The sequence below is a fragment of the Chromobacterium sp. ASV23 genome, assembly GCF_016428945.1.
Taxonomy (GTDB): Bacteria; Pseudomonadota; Gammaproteobacteria; order Burkholderiales; family Chromobacteriaceae; genus Chromobacterium; species Chromobacterium sinusclupearum.
The window spans coordinates 17,408-35,762 of sequence record NZ_JAELTR010000026.1 but is presented as its reverse complement, the minus strand read 5'-3'; the positions used below and the strand labels follow the sequence as shown (position 1 = coordinate 35,762).

17 protein-coding genes are annotated in these 18,355 nt (G+C 61.1%); 4 read left to right on the top strand and 13 right to left on the bottom strand.

Annotation, left to right across the window (positions count from 1 at the left end):
* Positions 1 to 342 precede the first annotated feature (342 nt).
* Complete coding sequence (locus tag JHD59_RS12185) at positions 343 to 1,560, bottom strand: MFS transporter (protein WP_199154429.1); 1,218 nt, start codon at positions 1,558 to 1,560, stop codon at positions 343 to 345.
* An 85-nt stretch (positions 1,561 to 1,645) separates the two neighbouring features.
* On the opposite strand from JHD59_RS12185, the gene JHD59_RS12180 reads away from it, so the two are divergent.
* The gene (locus JHD59_RS12180) at positions 1,646 to 1,999 is read left to right on the top strand and encodes a helix-turn-helix transcriptional regulator (RefSeq protein ID WP_103318066.1); all 354 of its coding nucleotides are present in this window, start codon (positions 1,646 to 1,648) and stop codon (positions 1,997 to 1,999) included.
* A 69-nt stretch (positions 2,000 to 2,068) separates the two neighbouring features.
* On the opposite strand, the gene murA is transcribed toward JHD59_RS12180, so the two are convergent.
* The 5 genes from murA to JHD59_RS12155 all read right to left on the bottom strand — a co-directional run bounded on the left by murA (position 2,069) and on the right by JHD59_RS12155 (position 6,164).
* Positions 2,069 to 3,322 (bottom strand): UDP-N-acetylglucosamine 1-carboxyvinyltransferase, encoded by a 1,254-nt coding sequence (gene murA / locus JHD59_RS12175; protein WP_199154428.1) that lies wholly within the window; start codon positions 3,320 to 3,322, stop codon positions 2,069 to 2,071.
* A 176-nt stretch (positions 3,323 to 3,498) separates the two neighbouring features.
* On the bottom strand, positions 3,499 to 3,744 hold the full coding sequence (locus JHD59_RS12170; protein WP_043626834.1) for a BolA family protein: 246 nt from the start codon (positions 3,742 to 3,744) through the stop codon (positions 3,499 to 3,501).
* 32 nt (positions 3,745 to 3,776) lie between these two features.
* Entirely contained in the window at positions 3,777 to 4,532 is a 756-nt protein-coding gene (locus JHD59_RS12165; protein WP_199154427.1) for an ABC transporter permease, read from the bottom strand.
* A complete protein-coding gene (locus JHD59_RS12160; RefSeq protein ID WP_103318118.1) occupies positions 4,529 to 5,431 on the bottom strand; it encodes an ABC transporter ATP-binding protein in 903 nt (300 codons plus the stop codon). Before JHD59_RS12160 ends, JHD59_RS12165 begins: the two co-directional genes overlap by 4 nt.
* 91 nt (positions 5,432 to 5,522) lie before the next feature.
* Positions 5,523 to 6,164 carry a TetR family transcriptional regulator gene (locus tag JHD59_RS12155; RefSeq protein ID WP_103318060.1) on the bottom strand — a complete coding sequence of 214 codons (642 nt, stop codon included), beginning with the start codon at positions 6,162 to 6,164 and terminating at the stop codon, positions 5,523 to 5,525.
* A 224-nt stretch (positions 6,165 to 6,388) separates the two neighbouring features.
* Between JHD59_RS12155 and JHD59_RS12150 the strand changes: the two genes are divergently transcribed.
* Genes JHD59_RS12150 through JHD59_RS12140 form a run of 3 tightly spaced genes read left to right on the top strand, consistent with a single transcriptional unit; the run spans position 6,389 to position 12,151 of the window.
* On the top strand, positions 6,389 to 7,576 hold the full coding sequence (locus JHD59_RS12150; protein ID WP_103318058.1) for an efflux RND transporter periplasmic adaptor subunit: 1,188 nt from the start codon (positions 6,389 to 6,391) through the stop codon (positions 7,574 to 7,576).
* A gap of 20 nt (positions 7,577 to 7,596) precedes the next feature.
* Positions 7,597 to 10,740: an efflux RND transporter permease subunit gene (locus JHD59_RS12145; RefSeq protein ID WP_199154426.1), complete on the top strand. Its 3,144-nt coding sequence runs from the start codon at positions 7,597 to 7,599 to the stop codon at positions 10,738 to 10,740.
* Positions 10,733 to 12,151, top strand: a complete 1,419-nt coding sequence (locus JHD59_RS12140; protein ID WP_199154425.1) for an efflux transporter outer membrane subunit — start codon at positions 10,733 to 10,735, stop codon at positions 12,149 to 12,151. Before JHD59_RS12145 ends, JHD59_RS12140 begins: the two co-directional genes overlap by 8 nt.
* A gap of 188 nt (positions 12,152 to 12,339) precedes the next feature.
* Here JHD59_RS12140 and JHD59_RS12135 read toward each other — a convergent pair whose 3' ends face one another.
* From JHD59_RS12135 to JHD59_RS12105, 7 genes are all read right to left on the bottom strand, one after another.
* Positions 12,340 to 12,681 carry a hypothetical protein gene (locus JHD59_RS12135; protein WP_199154424.1) on the bottom strand — a complete coding sequence of 114 codons (342 nt, stop codon included), beginning with the start codon at positions 12,679 to 12,681 and terminating at the stop codon, positions 12,340 to 12,342.
* Positions 12,645 to 13,931 (bottom strand): hypothetical protein, encoded by a 1,287-nt coding sequence (locus tag JHD59_RS12130; protein ID WP_199154423.1) that lies wholly within the window; start codon positions 13,929 to 13,931, stop codon positions 12,645 to 12,647. The genes JHD59_RS12135 and JHD59_RS12130 overlap by 37 nt, the downstream gene beginning before the upstream one ends.
* 236 nt (positions 13,932 to 14,167) lie before the next feature.
* Positions 14,168 to 14,470: a hypothetical protein gene (locus JHD59_RS12125; RefSeq protein ID WP_199154422.1), complete on the bottom strand. Its 303-nt coding sequence runs from the start codon at positions 14,468 to 14,470 to the stop codon at positions 14,168 to 14,170.
* Positions 14,471 to 14,480: 10 nt separating this feature from the next.
* Complete coding sequence (locus JHD59_RS12120) at positions 14,481 to 16,187, bottom strand: hypothetical protein (protein WP_199154421.1); 1,707 nt, start codon at positions 16,185 to 16,187, stop codon at positions 14,481 to 14,483.
* On the bottom strand, positions 16,187 to 16,762 hold the full coding sequence (locus JHD59_RS12115; protein WP_199154420.1) for a phage tail protein: 576 nt from the start codon (positions 16,760 to 16,762) through the stop codon (positions 16,187 to 16,189). The genes JHD59_RS12120 and JHD59_RS12115 overlap by 1 nt, the downstream gene beginning before the upstream one ends.
* 628 nt (positions 16,763 to 17,390) lie before the next feature.
* A complete protein-coding gene (locus tag JHD59_RS12110; RefSeq protein WP_199154419.1) occupies positions 17,391 to 17,645 on the bottom strand; it encodes a hypothetical protein in 255 nt (84 codons plus the stop codon).
* Between the two features lie 10 nt (positions 17,646 to 17,655).
* Positions 17,656 to 18,351, bottom strand: coding sequence for a hypothetical protein (locus tag JHD59_RS12105; protein WP_199154418.1), 696 nt, complete (start codon positions 18,349 to 18,351; stop codon positions 17,656 to 17,658).
* Positions 18,352 to 18,355 lie beyond the last annotated feature (4 nt).

Sequence of the window (18,355 nt, the reverse complement as noted above, 5' to 3'; positions counted from 1 at the left end):
GATAGTGAGCAATTGTTGACCATTCTATGTTCGACATTTCTTGCTTTCATCATCCAAAAGGATGATGTTTATGTCATAAAAAATAATTAAATAGGTAAATGTTTTTTTATTTCAAAAATATTTTCTTTTAGAAAAATAACTTTCAAAAAACAACAAAATGCGTGAAATTATCACCAGAAGAGCCATTGACCCCTCTAGCTAGATAACAACGGGACGATGAGCGGAAAGTAGAGAAGAAGGGGAAAAACCGTAAGAAAAGACCACGGCCGCCTTAGAGGCGGCCGCGCAATGGGTAGATTCATCAACGCGCCGGAACCGGCGCGCTGCGTTCAAAATACAAACTCAGTCCTTACGCAGGTTTGTGACGACAAACATAGCGGCAGCGATCGACACCGCGCCCAGAATAATGGCAAACGTGGTCGCGCCGGCACTCAAGCCCACTCTGTCGATGAGGAAACCCGTCGCCACCGGCAGCAAGCCAGCCGGAATATAGCCGCCGATATTCATCACCGCGTTGGCTTCCGCCCGACGATGAGCTTCGACATGCATGCCGATCAGCGTCAGGCCGCCCAGCTGGCCCAAGCCCTGCCCCGCGCCGGCGAAAACTGCCGCAGCGATCAGCCACGCCGGCTGCGAGGCATGCACCGCGCTCGCCACGCTGATCATGGCCAGCAGCGTCGAACCGGCGCCGATCAGGAAAATGCTGCGTATCGACAGGTTCTTGACCACGAACTGCAGACCCGTGGCGGTCAGGAACATCACGCAAGCCGTGCCGCCCGCCAGCAAGGGGCTGGTGATGTGCAGCAGCTTGGACAGCAGCGACGGCCCCAGCGACAGCACGAAGGACGTCGCGGTGATGCCCGGCGCGAACACCGAGATGCCATAGGCCAGATGACGGCGGTTGGCGCGCGGCACGCTGGGCAGGCGCAGCCGCCAGCCCGGCGCCGCCTTGGCCGCCGGCTTCACCGGCAAGGTCAACGCCACCAGCAGCGCGCTGGCGAGCACGCACATCTCTATCGCGAAGATAGGCACGATGGGCTGAGCCAGCACCTGGGCCAGCGCGCCGGCCAACAGCGGCCCCAGACCGGCGCCCAGCACCATGGAGATCGAAGCCGCCAGCGAAGCCTGCCGCTTGCGCTCCGGCCCGCCAACATCGACGACCGACGCCATCCCCGCCGATACGATGACGCCGACCGCCACCCCGGTCAGCAAGCGGGCGATGCCCAGCTCGATGATGGAGCTGGCCGTGGCGAACAGGGCGCAAGCGACGCCGGCGGCCAGCAGGCCCGGGATCAATACCGGTTTGCGGCCATAGCGGTCGGACAACTGGCCCGCGACCAGCAGCGTCAGCAACAGCCCCGCGATATAGGCGGCGAAAATGACGGTCAGGGTGCCGGACGAAAAGCCCATTGCGTGCTGCCAGCGTACATAAAGCGGCGTGGCTGAATTGGACAGCATGAATACGGCGGTAACCATCCACGCGGCGAGCCACATCCGCGACGAGGAGACCTGGCTGGCCGGCGCCGCCCCTAGTTCAGTCTGTTTTGAAACGGTGGTCATGATGACTCCATATATCGACGTTGTACGAGTTTTATCGAACTTAACACAGTTCGACAAAATTCGTACAACGGTTCATCATAAGGGCATGAACACTGTCGCCCCCACGCCACCCGAACTGCCGCCACCGCTGCCGGAACCGGCGCGCGAAGAACTAAAGCTGGAAACCGTGCTGGCCGCGCTGGCGGATCCGCTGCGCCTGCAGATCATCCAGAAGCTGCTGCTGGAGTCGGAAGACTACGACCACCCCTGCGGCTGGTTCGGCTTCGATCGTCCCAAATCCTCGCTGACCCATCATTTCAAGGCCTTGCGCGAAGCCGGCCTGATCCGGCAACGACAATACGGCCTGGAGCGGCGCAGCCGCGTCCGCGACGAGGATCTTGAACAGCGCTTTCCCGGCCTGCTGGCGCTGGTCAAGAGCTGGCGGTCTCCCGGCGCCTGAGCGGCGCGCGGCAATGAAAAAAGCCACATCCCCGCAGGGATGTGGCTTTGTCAGGTCAGCGCAGACCGGTCAGCTGATGCGTTCGATCAACGCGCCGACGGCGCCCAGCTTCTTCTCGATGTACTCGTAGCCGCGGTCCAGGTGGTAGATGCGGTCGACGATGGTTTCGCCCTCGGCCACCAGGCCGGCGATCACCAGGCTGGCGGAGGCGCGCAGGTCGGTGGCCATCACGGTGGCGCCGGACAGCTTGTCCACGCCCTTGACGATGGCGGTGTTGCCTTCCACTTCGATGTTGGCACCCATGCGGTTCAATTCCGGCACGTGCATGAAGCGGTTTTCGAAGATGGTTTCGGTCACCACGCCGGCGCCTTCGGCCACGCAATTCAGCGTCATCAGCTGCGCCTGCATGTCGGTCGGGAAGGCCGGGTACGGCAGGGTGCGGAAGTTGACGGCTTTCGGGCGCTGCTTCATGTCCAGCGAGATCCAGTCGTCGCCGCACTCGATCAGCGCGCCGGTTTCGCGCAGCTTATCCAGCACTGCTTCCATGCTCTTGGGCGCGGCGTTGCGCAGCACCACGTGGCCGCGGGTCATCGCGCCGGCCACCAGGAAGGTGCCGGCCTCGATGCGGTCCGGCATCACCGCGTATTCGGCGCCATGCAGTTTTTCCACGCCTTCGATCACCAGCTGGTCGGTGCCGATGCCGCTGATCTTGGCGCCCATCGCCACCAGGCAATTGGCCAAGTCGGTCACTTCCGGCTCGCGCGCAGCGTTTTCCAGGATGGTGGTGCCTTCGGCCAGGGTGGCGGCCATCAGCAGGTTCTCGGTGCCGCCCACGGTCACCATGTCCATCACGATGCGGGCGCCGCGCAGACGCTTGGCGTGCGCCTTGACGTAGCCGTGCTCGATCGACACTTCGGCGCCCATCGCCACCAGGCCCTTGATGTGCTGATCGACCGGGCGGCTGCCGATTGCGCAACCGCCGGGCAGGGACACGGTGGCCTCGCCGAAGCGCGCCAGGGTCGGTCCCAGCACCAGGATGGAGGCGCGCATGGTCTTCACCAGATCGTACGGCGCCACCAGGCTGTCCAGTTGCGAGGCGGTGATTTCCACTTCGTGCACGTTGTCGGTCATCACGCGCACGCCCATGCCTTGTAGCAGCTTCTGGGTGGTGGCGATGTCGCGCAACATCGGCACGTTGGTGAAGCGCATGGTGTCGGCGGTCAACAGGCCGGCGCACAGGATGGGCAGCGCGGCGTTCTTGGCGCCGGAAACGCGGATCTCGCCATTCAGCGGGCCGTTGCCGATGATTTTCAGTTTGTCCATTTTTCAAAAACCTCATAAACCACGCACGAGCCAGCAAACAGAAAAGATTCGGCCACGAACCCCACGAAACGACACGAACAAAGCGAAAAACTCATCGCTTGCCCTGTACGCACGAGCGGTGATCTGACCATCTATCTTTACGTGTTTTCCGTGGATTTCGTGGCGAAATAAATCAATCAGCCCTGCAGCTTGGCCCATTCGTCCGGCGTGGCGGCTTTGACGATGGACAGCGCGTGGATTTCATTGCTGGCCAGGCGGCTGGCGATCACTTCCTTCACTAGGCGGTGGCGATCAATCAGGCGCTTGCCCTCGAACGCGGCGGCCACCACGGTGGCGTAGAAGTGGTGGCCGTCGCCCTCCACTTTAAGATAGGTGCATTCGAGGCCAGCCTCGATGTATTGCTTCACTTGCTCTGGGGTCATTTGGATGGTCCGGTGCGAATTGCGAATAGGGTTCAGTGGCGCAGCTTGTAGCCGGCCTGGATCAGGCGCAGCGCCAGCGCGGCAAGCAGCGCGAAGCAGCCCGCCACCACGCCGGCCGACAGCCAGGGGCTGACATCGGCCTGGCCGAAGAAGCCATAGCGGAAGCCGTCGATCATGTAGAACACCGGGTTGGCGTGCGACACGGCGTACCAGAACGGCGGCAGGCTGTGAATGGAGTAGAACACGCCGGACAGGAAGGTCAGCGGCATGATCAGGAAGTTCTGGAAGGCGGCCAGCTGGTCGAATTTTTCCGCCCAGATGCCGGCGATCACGCCCAGCGTGCCCAGCACGCCGCATCCCAGCATGGCGAACAACAGCGCCCACAGCGGCTGCGCCGGCAAGGGCAGGCCGAACCAGGCGGTCACCAGCAGCACGCCGGCGCCGACGGCCAGGCCGCGCACCACGGACGCCAGCAGGTAGGCGAGGAAGAATTCGGCCGAGGTCAGCGGCGGCAGCAGCAGGAACACGATGTTGCCGGTGATCTTGGACTGGATCAGGCTGGAGGAGCTGTTGGCGAAGGCGTTCTGCGCCATCGACATCATGGCCAGGCCGGGAATCAGGAAGGCGGTGTAGCTGACGCCGGGGTAAGCCTCGACATGGCTGGACATCACATGGGCGAAGATCAGCTGGTACATCAGCGCGGTCAGCACCGGCGCGGCGACGGTCTGGAAGGCCACCTTCCAGAAGCGCACCAGCTCCTTCTTGAACAGGGTGAGGAAGCCTATCATGCCGCGCCTCCATTCATCATCTTGACGAACACGCTTTCCAGATCCGTCTCCACCACGTTCAGCTCGCGCACCTCCACGCCGGCCAGGCGCAGCTCGGCCAGCACGCTTTCCAGCTCGGACAGATCCGCCAGCTGCAGCACCGCGCGGCCATCCTCGTCGCGCAGCTTGCGCGCGGACAGGCTGTCCGGCAGCGCGCCGGACAGCTTCACCGCCACTTCGCGGCGCGCGCTGTGGGCCAGCAGCTTGTCCTTGTTCTCCAAGGCGATCAGCCTGCCCTTCTTCAGCATGGCGATGCGGCCGCACAGGGCCTCGGCCTCTTCCAGATAGTGCGTCGTCAGCACGATGGTGTGGCCGGCCTGGTTCAGCTCCTGCACAAACACCCACAGGCTCTGCCGCAGCTCGACATCGACGCCGGCGGTCGGCTCGTCCAGCACCATCACCGGCGGGCGGTGCACCAGCGCCTGCGCCACCATCACTCGCCGCTTCATGCCGCCGGACAGGGCGCGCATATTGCTGTCGGCCTTGTCGGACAGGCCGAGCTTGAACAGCAGCTCGTCGATCCAGTCGTCGTTGCGGGCCAGGCCGAAGTAGCCGGACTGGAAGCGCAGCGTTTCGCGCACCGACAGGAAGGGATCGAACACCAGCTCCTGCGGCACCACGCCCAGCGCGCGGCGCGCCTGCTTGAAGTCGCGCACCACATCGTGGCCCATCACGCGGATGCTGCCGCTGTCCGGGCGCGCCAAGCCGGCCAACGCCGAGATCAGCGTGGTCTTGCCGGCGCCGTTGGGGCCGAGCAGCGCGAAGAACTCGCCGGGCTGGACGGTGAAACTCACCTGGTCCAGCGCCTGCAGTTGGCCGTAGCGCTTGCTGACGGCCTCGATTTCGATAGCGTGGGGCATGAAAACCATGACGCCACCAAGGCGACGGCTAAGGGGCCGAGTCCGCGCTAGTGGCTTGAGAAAAAAGCGCAATTATAGCGCCGGCGCGCGCTCAAGTGGTAAGTTGTTCCATGACTTCCGGCTTGAAAATGCCGCGGTACAAATATTGCAACAAGCGGCTGGCCGCCACCGTGGCATCCGGCCCCGGCTGCTCGATCACCAGACGGTTCATCAGGCCGTCGTGCAGCGACTGCAGCACCATCGCCGCCTCTGCCGGCTCGACGCAGCCATAGGTCTGGCCCTGCTCCTTCGCCGCCTGCACCACCTGGCGCAGCAAGCCCCTGGCCTCATGCATATGGGCCACGCATTCTTCGTGGATGGGCTCCAGTTCGCCCACATGCTCGCTGCGCAGAAACAGGATCAACAGGATGCGCCGCACCTGCGGATTCTGCTCGATCAGCGTCAGCAGCCGGTGGCTGTGCTCCCACAGCGCCCGCGCCGGGTCGCTGCCGGCGCTGAGCAGCAACTGCTCGCGCATATCGTCGAACGACGGGGCAACCCGGTCCAGCATGGCCCGATACAGATCCAGCTTGTTCTGAAAATGCCAATACACCGCGCCACGGGTCAGCCCGGCGGCGGCGGCGATATCCGCCAGCGTGGTGCGCGATACGCCGCGCTCGCTGAACAGCCGCTCCGCGGCGTCCAGCAGCTGCTGCCGCGTCTGCTCCGCCTCTTCGCGTGTCTTCCGTGCCATATCTGGATACTTTGCTAGAACTAGTACTAATTAATGAATTTTAACGCCCTATGCCTGTCGATATCGCGAGTCTTTTACATATCGGGACACTTCTTCATTTTACATACAGACGCGCATGTATGTAAAATGGTCGATCTTGGGACAGGCTTCCCCATTCCCGGGTCCCAATACAATGTATTAATGTAACTACTATCCGCTTCTGGATTTCTGAAGGATTCGAAACCATGCAAGGAATGACGCTTCTTCCGCGCGCAGCGCAAGGCCTGCTGCTGGGGGTGCTGGCTGCCAGCCTGGCGGCCTGCGGCCAAAAACCGGAGGCCAATGGCCCCGGCGCCATGCCTCCCGTGCCGGTGGCCGTGATCAAGGTGCAACCGGCCGATGTGCCGGTTTCGTATGAATTTGTCGGCCAGGCCGCCGGCTCGCGCGAAGTGGAAGTGCGCGCCCGCGTCGGCGGCATCCTGCAGAAGCGTTCCTACACCGAGGGCAAGCCGGTGAAGGCGGGCGACTTGCTGTTCCAGATCGATCCGGAGCCATTCAAGGCGGCGCTGGACCAGGCCAAGGGCAATCTGCAAGTGCAGCAGGCGCAGTTGCTGCGCACCAAGCAGGACTACGAGCGCATCCTGCCGCTGTTCAAGGAAAACGCCGTCAGCCAGAAGGACCGCGACGACGCCGTGGCCGCCTACAACGCCGCCAAGGCTTCGGTCGCCGCCGCGCAGGCGCAGGTGGAACAGGCGCAGATCAATCTGGGCTACACCCGCGTCACCGCGCCGATTTCCGGCATCACCAGCCAGGAGGCGCGCTCCGAAGGCAGCCTGGTGGCCACCACGGCCGACGCCAGCCTGCTGACCAAGGTGTCGCAGCTGGACCCGATCTACGTCAACTTCAGCATGTCCGACAGCGACATGCTGGGCCTGCGCAAGATGCAGCACGCCGGCAAGCTGAAGCTGGCCAACGGCGGCGGTTTCGAAGTGCTGCTTAAGCTTGCCGACGGCAGCACGTACGGCAAGACCGGCCATCTGAACTTCACCGACAGCCTGGTCGACACCAATACCGGCACCATCCGTTCGCGCGCCACCTTCGCCAACCCGCAAGGCAGCATCCTGCCGGGCCAGTTCGTGCGCGTGCAGCTGAACGGCGCGGTGCGCACCCAGGCCATCACCGTGCCGCAGCGCGCTGTGCTGACCACCCAGCAGGGCAAGATGGTGTGGGTGGTGGGCGAGGACGGCAAGGTTGCGCCGCGTCCCATCGTGACTTCGCAGGAAGTGGGTCTGAACGTGCTGGTCGAACAGGGCCTGAAGGCTGGCGACCAAGTCGCGGTGGACAACATCATCAAGCTGCGCCCCGGCGCCGCCGTCAAGCCGCATCCGTACCAGGCCGACGCCAGCGCGCCCGCCGCCGCGGCCAAGCAGTAATCGCAAGGGGAACCTGACTCATGTTTTCCGCTTTTTTCATCCGGCGACCGATCTTCGCCAGCGTGATCTCCATCGTGATCATGCTGGCGGGTCTGGCCGCCATCAAGGCGCTGCCGATCGAGCAGTACCCTGAAATCGTGCCGCCGGTGGTCAGCGTGACCGCCAGCTATCCGGGCGCCTCCGCCGAAGTGATCGCCAACACCGTGGCCGCGCCGCTGGAGCAGGCGATCAACGGCGTGGACGACATGCTGTACGTGCAGTCCAGCAGCGCCAGCAACGGCTCGCTGACGCTGTCGGTGTCGTTCAAGATCGGCACCAATCCGGACCAGGCGACCATCAACGTCAACAACCGCGTGCAATCGGTGCTGTCGCAGCTGCCGGAAGAAGTGCGGCGCCAGGGCGTCAATGTGCGCAAGAAGTCCACCGCCATTCTGCAGGTGATCTCGCTGTTCTCGCCGAACAATAGCCGCGACACGCTGTTCATCAGCAACTACGCGCTGTTGAACATCATCGACGAGCTCAAGCGCATCCCCGGCGTGGGCGACGTGGTCAACTTCGCAGGCCAGGACTACTCGATGCGGATCTGGCTGAAGCCGGACAAGCTGGCGCAGCTGAAGCTGACGCCGAGCGACATCGCGTCCACCATCCGCGAGCAGAACTCGCAGTTCGCCGCCGGCAAGCTGGGCGCCGAGCCGACGCCGCAGAAGCTGGACTTCACCTACACCGTGACCACCAAGGGCCGCCTGTCCGAGCCGGAGGAGTTCGAGAACATCATCGTGCGCGCCAATCCGGACGGCTCGTCGGTGAAGCTGAAGGACGTGGCCCGCGTGGAGCTGGGCGCGCTGTCCTATGACTTCCACGGCAAGCACAACGGCAAGGCCACCATCCCGATCGGCATCTTCCTGGCCCCGGGCGCCAACCAGCTGGCCACCGCGCAAGCCGTGGAAACCGAGATGAAGCGCCTGTCGGCCAACTTCCCGGACGGCATGTCCTACGGCATCCCGTACGACACCACCAAGTTCGTGGAAGTGTCGATCAAAGAGGTGTACAACACGCTGGCCGAGGCCATGGTGCTGGTCTTCCTGGTGGTGTTCCTGTTCCTGCAGAACTGGCGCGCCACGCTGATTCCCTGCCTGGCCGTGCCGGTATCCATCATCGGCACCTTCGCCGGTATGTATGTGTTCGGCTTCACCATCAACACGCTGACGCTGTTCGGCCTGGTGCTGGCCATCGGCATCGTGGTGGACGACGCCATCGTGGTGCTGGAGAACGTCGAGCGCCTGATGACGCAGGAAGGGCTGTCGCCGCGCGAAGCCAGCTTCAAGGCGATGCAGGAAGTGTCCGGCGCGCTGGTGGCCATCGTGCTGGTGCTGTGCTCGGTATTCATCCCGGTGGCCTTCCTGGGCGGCATCGCCGGCCAGATGTACAAGCAGTTCGCCATGACCATCGCGGTGTCGGTGGTGATTTCCGGCATAGTGGCGCTGACGCTGACCCCGGCCCTGTGCGCGCTGATCCTGAAGTCCGAACACCAGCACTCGAACCGCTTCTTCGAATGGTTCAACCGCTGGTTCGACAGCCTGACCAGCCGCTACGCCGGCGGCGTGGCCTTCATCAACAAGCGCGCGGTGCTGGCCATCCTGGTGTTTGGCGGCCTGATCGCGCTGTCCGTCGGCCTGTTCCGCACCATTCCGTCCAGCTTGGCGCCGGACGAGGACCAGGGCTATGTGCTGGCCGCCGCCTTCCTGCCGGACGGCGCGTCCCTGCAGCGCACGGCCGCCACCATGGACAAGCTGGACGCCATGATGGAAAGCAATCCGGCGGTGAAGGACCGCATGAGCTTCGCCGGCTTCGACATCCTGTCCGGCTCCAACAAAACCAACTCCGGCGTGTCCTTCATCACGCTGAAGCCGTGGGATGAGCGCAAGTCGCCGCAACTGTCGTCGATGGCGGTGGTGAAGGACATCTTCGGCAAGGGCATGATAGGCGTCACCGACGGCATGGTGCTGGCGTTCAACCCGCCGCCGATCTCCGGCATGTCCAACACCGGCGGCTTTGAAGCCTATGTGCAGGACCGCGCCGGCGGCAACTCGGTGGAACTGGGCGAAATCACCAAGAAACTGGTGGCCGCCGCCGCCAAGCGGCCGGAGCTGAAGGGCGTGCAAACCACCTTCTCCGCCAGCGTGCCGCAGGTCTTCGTCCAGCTGGACCGCAACAAGGCCAAGGCGCTGGGCGTGCCGATCAACAGCGTGTTCGACACCATGCAGAGCACCTTCGGCGCGCTGTACGTGAACGACTTCAACAAGTTCGGCCGCACCTTCCGCGTGCAGCTGCAGTCCGAAGCGCCGTTCCGCACCAAGGTGGACGACCTGCGCAACGTCTACGTGCGCTCGCAGACTGGCCAGATGATCCCGCTGACCGCGCTGGTGAACATCCAGCAAACCACCGGCCCGGAAATCCTGGAACGCTTCAACGTGTTCCCGGCCTCCAAGGTGGTGGGCGGCCCGGCTCCGGGCTACAGCTCGGGCCAGGCGCTGGCGGCGCTGGAAGAGGTAGCCAAGGAAACGCTGCCGGAGGGCTATACCCTGGCCTGGACCGGCTCGGCCTTCCAGGAGAAGTCCACCAGCGGCTCGTCCGCCCTGGTGTTCGGCTTCGGCATGATCATGGTGTTCCTGATCCTGGCGGCGCAGTATGAACGCTGGAGCCTGCCGATCTCGGTGCTGATGGCGGTGCCGTTCGCCGTGTTCGGCGCGCTGATGGCCAACTGGCTGCGCGGCCTGGCCAACGACGTGTACTTCCAGGTGGCGCTGGTGACGCTGATCGGCCTGTCGGCCAAGAACGCGATCCTGATCGTGGAGTTCGCGGTGCAGAAGATGGAAGAAGGCTTCAGCGCGATGGACGCGGCGCTGGAAGCCGCCCGCCTGCGCTTCCGCCCCATCGTGATGACCTCGCTGGCCTTCGTGCTGGGTTGCGTGCCGCTGGCGATTTCCAGCGGCGCCGGCTCCGCCAGCCGCCACTCCATCGGCACCGGCGTGATCGGCGGCATGCTGGCCGCCACCTTCATCGCCACCTTCTTCATTCCGCTGTTCTTCATCCTGATCATGAAGCTCGGCAAGCAGAAAACGCCTCAGGCCAAGCCCGAGGCAGGAGGAAACGCAGATGCTTAAGCGCGCCCTGATTCCCGTCGCCGTCGCGCTGGCGCTGTCGGCCTGCGCGGTCGGCCCCGACTACAGCCGGCCCAAGATCGACCTGCCGGCCGCCCAGGCCGGCGCCGACGCCCCGGCCGGCGCCGACGCCCCGGCTGTCAGCACCGACTGGTGGAAACAGTTCGACGACCCGGTGCTGAACCAGCTGATCGACGAAGCCGTCAAGAGCAACGCCGACTTGCAGCTGGCCGCTGCCCGCGCCGAGCAGGCCGCGGCCCAGGCCGGCATCGCGCGCGCGGCGCTGCTGCCCTCGCTGGGCGCCAACGCCGGCTACCAGAGCGGCCGCAGTTCCACGGAAACCGCCACGCGCGGCGCGCCGCTGGTCAACGACGTCCGCAACGCCAACCTGACGGCGGCGTGGGAAATCGACCTGTGGGGCAAGCTGCGCCGCAGCAATGAAGCGGCCCGCGCCAACTACACGGCCAGCCGCTACGACCGCGACGCCGCCCAACTGGCGCTGACCGCCCAGGTGGCGCAGACCTACTTCCAGCTGCGGGCGCTGGACGCCCAGCTGGACATCGCCAAGCGCACGTTGCAAAGCCGCGAGGAATCGCTGCGCCTGCAGACCAAGCGCTTCCAGGGCGGCCTGATCTCCGAGCTGGAGCAGCGCCAGGCCGAAGCCGAGGCCGCCTCGGCCCGCGCCTCGGTGCCGCAGATCGCCCGTTCGCTGGAACAGACCGAAACGGCACTGGGCGTGCTGCTGGGCCACAGCCCGAAACAGCTGGTGGCCGGCAACATGTCCCGCGGCAAGGACATCAACAGCCTGGTCAACCCGCCGGACGTGCCGGCCAATCTGCCGTCCAGCCTGCTGGAGCGTCGGCCGGACGTGGCGTCCAGCGAGCAGCAGCTGATCGCCGCCAACGCCCGCATCGGCGTGGCCAAGGCCGCTTACTTTCCCAGCATCAGCCTGACCGGCGCGCTGGGTTCGCAAAGCCTGTCGCTGGACAGCCTGTTCACCAGCGCCACGCGCACCTGGAGCTTCGCCGGCAACGCCGCCGCGCCCATCTTCAACTTCGGCGCCACCGGCTACAACGTAGACGCCGCCACCGCCGGCCAGAAACAGGCCCTGGCGCAGTACCAGAAAACCGTGCAATCGGCATTCAAGGACGCGCTGGACGCCCTGGCCGCCAACAGCAGCGCCCGCGAAGTGCTGCAGGCGCAAACCACCCAGCTCAGCGCCCTGAACCGCACGCTGAAACTGGCCGGCCTGCGCTACGACAACGGCTACGCCAGCTATCTGGACGTGCTGGACGCGCAGCGCAACAGCTTCCAGTCCGAGCTGAACCTGGTCAACGCCAAGCTGGATAGGCTGAACACCACCATAGGCGTGTATAAGGCGCTGGGTGGGGGGTGGGAAGCCGCCAAGCAATAAGTTATTGAATCAACCGCGAAAGCCCATCCGATGATCGGATGGGCTTTTACTATGGAGGTCCACGTTTATTGAATTGATCTGACAGTCTGACTCGGTCAAAACCGAGACTTTCAGATCAAGTCTGAACTTATACAGATTTTCAAACGTGGCTAATTTTGCAACTACTTAGTTTTATTTAATCCCCCACATCATCCACCCCTCCTATATTGATTCTGAATCATACTACTCGAAACAGTGGTCATTGCATCCAAATAAATATCAAATTGCTTCCGACCATCGGTATAAACCAGGTTATTTGCTTCAGAACAATACACAGCCACTTTTGCAGGGTACGAGGTGATAATGTCATAGCTTCTTGCGCCCAACAACCAAACAACTAGCTGACTATTTATCGGAGCATCTTTTGCCAGAAAATTATAATCCGCAACAGGTGGTAGCTTGTATTTATCCGAAAACTCGTAATCATACTCAACAGGATAAAGAATACCTGGTACTAACCGCCCGTCTCTTCCCGATGCACTGATCGGCATCCCCCCCCCCACTCTCCAGACATGCCGCGGAGATAAAAATACATACACCCATTAAACTCCCCATATTTATCTAGGTCATAATGAGTATATCTTGATATATGTATATCTCCCAACATCCGAAAAGGCAAATCAATTACCACAGGATACCAGTGATCTGCAGAACCACCCACATAGAATGTCGATCTGGAAATATTAGCAAATTGCTTTACTGCATTCGCCTGCCAAGTATCGACCTTCGTGGAGACCACTTGTATATCCGCCTTACTTGCCCCATCGGCAATACCATACCCTGCTAACGTATTGGCTTTGTCCGCCTTGCCCGATAGCACCGTCGTCATTTGAGCAAACGGTACTGCATGTGCCGACTGATAGGCAGGTGCCACATTGAAAATTTGATTGCTGGAACCACCCAACGCTGCGGCATCGGCAATGCCATATCCAGCCAATGTATTTGCCCTATCCGCCTTCCCTGACAGTTGCTTGGTGATAGTGGCCGCGTAATTGCTGTCATTCCCCAGCGCCGCCGCCAGCTCTTGCAAAGTATTCAACGCCCCCGGCGCGCCGGCCACTACGCCATCGATGGCGGTTTTTAGGTCTGTCTTGCTGGCACCATCGGTAATGCCATATCCCGCCAGCGTGGTCGCTTTATCGGCTTTGCCAGACAGCTTGCCATCTACCGTTGCCGAGTATTTGGGATCGTTATTGATCGCCGCCGCTAGTTCCTGCAGCGTATTCAGATTGGCCGGCGCATTGTTCACCAAACCATTCACCGCGTTTTGCAGATCGCTCTTGCTGGCACCATCGGCAATGCCATACCCAGCCAACGTAGTCGGCTTGCCGCTGCTTATCTTGCTCCAGTCCAGTGCCGGCACGTCATCCGGGACGATGGCGCGGGCGGCGATGACGCGGCCCTTGGCGTCCACCGTCAGCTGGCCGTAACTGCCGGCCGTCACCCCGCTATTGCTCAGCGTCATCGCCGCGCTGACGTTGCCGCTGGCGTCGAAGGTCACGTTCCAACTGCCATCACCAGTCATGGCGATGTTGCGCGGGGTTTTCAGGCGGTCGGCGTATTCGGCGGTCTGCGCGCCGGATACCAGATCGTCGATCTGTTTCTTCAGGAACGCGGTGCGGTTGGCAAGCTGCTTGCCTTGCAGATTGTCAATGCCGTCCGGGCCGGCCAGCACCGGGTCTGTGGTTTCCAGTTGATAGATGCCGGGTTCCCAAAAGGGCTTCTCCTGCAGATTGGCCATGTCATTCCTCGCTTGCTTGAACGGTGATGGGCTGCCGACCCGCAGGCTGGCAGCGACGAAAGCATGACCGGGCAATAGCGAGAAAACGCCGCCAATGAAAGGCCAGCCACGCCATCGCCGCGCAAACGCGCGAAGACGGCCAGCCTCATGCGAAGCCGGCCATCCGGTCAGGACGACATGGTGCCCAAGCTGGCGACCGCCAGCTTGTAAGCCGCGTTAGAAAAACGCTTTAGAGATCAGGGATGAATGCGCCAAAGTTGAAAAGGGTCCGGACTAGATCCATTGCTCCATTGACGGCAGGCATTGATAAAGTTGGACATGGCATCCTTCTCTACCTGAGTACCCTCTCTCAAGATATTCATCTGTCGCCATAAGGGGTAAACTTGAACGATATAGTCTTCGCATACCGCCTTCGCCTCCTCCAGGCCGCATATGCAGCTGAATTCACCCGCGCTAGTCCCCAACTCAGCCAACAACATGTCGATCAGCGCCCTGTCCTGCACAAAACCATAAGGCTGTCCGTTCCTAAATAATTGCATGCCTATCTCCTCAGCACGAAACCATGAAGCGAGAGTTGAATGGAATAGCCAAATAAGGTAGCGCCATATACGCTTCCACCTCGCCCTCCCCAATACCTATCGAGAATTGAGCGCCTCCCAAAGTGGTAACTTGAGAAATGCCGATCAAGCCAGAATATCGGTACCAACCATCCGCCGCGGAGGCTGTGATTTTAGAATCGATAACTACGCTGCCTGGATTAAACTGCATTCCATTGCTGTCCCACATATAGCCTGCATCCCCTCCCATCCCCAAGCTACCCTTGGCGATATAAAACCAGGCTGAAAAATAGACCACACTAGTAGACAACGGCAGCTTCACCCCAAAGAAAACGGACCTAAATCCACCCGCTCTTGCTACATTGGGGGCGGTTATCTTCATAATATGACCTGTTTTCAACCCACCCCAGCCATCCGCCAAGCCACCTCTCTGGCTCCGGCCACCCATATAATTCACCCCAAACCAAAATGGATTGTCTTGATTTGCATCCGTTGGTGTATTAGCCGTCGCATTTGCCGGCTTGACATCGGTATACGGCCCCTCATACCCCCTAGTAAAGGGATGAACAGCCTTGATAACCGCGCCATTACCTACAACGCTGAATCCCGCCGGGATAGCATTCTCATCTATTTGGATCATATGGCTATTTGATATCAGATTGGGTGGCATCAAAGTCGTCACGCCATCAATAGCCGTTTTCAGATCGCTCTTGAGCGCGGCATCTGTTATCCCATAGCCTGCTATCGTGTTCGCTTTGTCCGCCTTACTCGATAGTGCAGATGTCATTTGCGAGAGCGGTACCGCATGAGCTGACTGATAAGCGGGCGCAACATTGAAGATTTGATTGCTGGAGCCCCCCAACGCCGCGGCATCGGCAATGCCATATCCAGCCAATGTATTTGCCCTATCCGCCTTCCCGGACAGTTGCCTGGTGATGGTGGCCGCGTAATTGCTGTCATTCCCCAGCGCAGCAGCCAATTCCTGCAAGGTATTCAACGCCCCCGGCGCTCCGGCCACTACGCCATCGATGGCGGTTTTTAGGTCTGTCTTGCTGGCACCATCGGTAATGCCATATCCCGCCAGCGTGGTCGCTTTATCGGCTTTGCCAGACAGCTTGCCATCTACCGTTGCCGAGTATTTGGGATCGTTATTGATCGCCGCCGCTAGTTCCTGCAGCGTATTCAGATTGGCCGGCGCATTGTTCACCAAACCATTCACCGCGTTTTGCAGATCGCTCTTGCTGGCACCATCGGCAATGCCATACCCAGCCAACGTAGTCGGCTTGCCGCTGCTTATCTTGCTCCAGTCCAGCGCCGGCACGTCATCCGGGACGATGGCGCGGGCGGCGGTGACACGGCCTTTGGCGTCCACTGTCACCTGGCCGTAACTGCCGGCCGTCACCCCGCTATTGCTCAGCGTCATCGCCGCGCTGACGTTGCCGCTGGCGTCGAAAGTCACGTTCCAACTGCCGTCCCCGGTCATAGCGATGTTGCGCGGGGTTTTCAGGCGGTCGGCGTATTCGGCGGTCAGCGCGCCGGATACCAGATCATCGATCTGCTTTTTCAGGAATACCGTGCGGTTAGCCAGTTGCTTGGCTTGCAGGTTGTCCACGCCGTCCGGCCCGCCCAGCACCGGATCGGAGGTTTCCAGTTGGTAGATGCCCGCCTCCCAGGCGGGTTTTTCTTGCAGATTGGCCATCAGGCGCTCCCTCGGTTGAATTGACGATTACGGCGGATTGCGCCGTTGTGGCGGTTGGCCACGGCTTGGTATTCCAGGCTGGCCAGCACGCTGCGAGCCGGCGCGTACAGCGCCAGCATTCGCCGCAACTGGGCGGCCTGGTCGTTGGTGATGGGCTTGCCGAGGACGACCCGATACTGGTTCCAGGTGTTGGGATCGCCATGCACGTAATAGCCGTTGCGGCGGATGGCGCCATTGCGGCGCTGGCCGGCCAGGCCTTCGATCAGCACGGCTTCGCCCAGGCCCAGGCGGCGAATCACTTCGCGGATGGCCCACGGCGTGCCCTTGTGGCGGTGCAGCTCATTGGCGCTGTGCAGCAGCGCGCGCTTGGCGTCGTCAGACTCCGCCAGCTGCCAGCCCTCTTCGCCGCCGATATGGAATTGGTCGGCCAGCAAGGGCAACAGGTCCGGCTGCACGGTATCGATCAGATTGACCAGAAAGGGCGTCAGATTGATGTCGCGGATGCGTTCGGTCAGCTCGGACAGCGGGCCGAAACGCGCGTCCCGCGCCAGGATGGAAGGAACAGAATCGGTCATCTCAGCCTCCAACGCGGCATCCGCGCAGTGAAGCCGGTGTGCAAGGTCATAAAGAGCCTCCTTGACGACGGGGATGGAATGGACCGCCTTCACGGCCCGGAATGGAGACCTACAGAAAAGACTGGGGGTTATTTGCGCTCGGCCTGCATGGACAGACGCAGCACGGCCAGTGAGCGGAAGAGGCAACTCATGCTAGGAGTCGGTACGGTGGCCGACTCTGCCGCGCGCGGCGCATCGGAAGGGTTGGGAGAATCGAAGGGAAGGACCAACGCGGAAAAAATGGACACGGTGAAGGCTCCTCAAAGGAGAAAGGGGGAAGCTGCCGAAGCACGGCGGGCTAGAGATGAAGGAGATGGGACAGGCCGCAGATGAGGCACAAGAGCAAGCGAATGGATAGGGTGTGAAGCGGAAGCAATGAAAGAGAATATAAGGAAAGCAGTGGGGCGATTCAAGATGACGGAAGACGCCAGGAAAACAATGAGGAGAGAGAAGCCGCCGGGCTTCGGGCGAAGCCCGGCATATTAAGAAGCAGTCAATCTAACAATGCAGGTCAAATAGTGGATACTGGGTGGTACCTTGGAGGAATAATAACTTTCGCTCAGCCATCCTCAAACTATCTAGGAGCGGCTTACGGCTTGATTGTCTGCAAAAGGTTTTGATCGGGGTTGGGCCCATTACTCCATGCGCGGCATGCATCAATAAACGTCCCCATTTTGCTCTTATCTGCATCAGTTCCGGCGCGCAGAATATTGAGCTGCTGCCAAATCGGATAATAGCGCTCAATGTGGCTTTCGCAGCTCGCACGAAACAATGCATTTTGCATTCCTTGCTGTTCTTGCTTGGCAAGCGCTGCGCTATCGTAGCCCTGTGTCAAATCAGTCATGTTTTTCTCCTTAGAGGTTTGGATAGGCCGGTTTCACTTGAGAGGCGAAGTTGGCGGCTGGCTTAGCATGCGGGTCGGAATAACGGGCAGTGATTCCCAAATACTCATCCGCTCCACAGCTCGAACTACAAACCAGCATCAAGGCATATTTTTTATCATTTCCGTCATTGCCGATTTGTTTGACCGCAAAAGGAACAGGCGCACCAGTCAGAGGCAACGGTATGATATTGCTGGCATTAGTGGCATCTGATGTGAACAGGCTGACTCTATCTTCGCCATTGGAGAATTTCCGCGCGATGCCACCAATACCGTCATACCAGTACGTGCCTCGTAGTTCCAGATACTCGTAGTAGGCCGCATACCCCATGCCCCGGTGAGCCTTGTGAACATTCACCTCGAAAAAGGAGCCCTCCACCGCTCCGGCAGTAAACTCCAACAACTGCACGTAAGTCGGTCCCATTGGAGCAGTTGTGCAAGCAGGCCACCCCCCAGTTTCAATATGCAGATTGCGCTTGAACTGATAGATGCCCCCTACTTTGGCAACTTCTACGCCATTAATGACTTCCACCATGCCGTTTTTCCAAGCATCCAGCTCCGCCGTCTTGGCCGCCACCTTGGCGTCAATGTCAGCCTGCTTGCTCGATACAACGCCGGTCAGATTATTGGATGCCGTCACCAGGGCGGCTACCTGTTGCTCCAGACTCATGGTT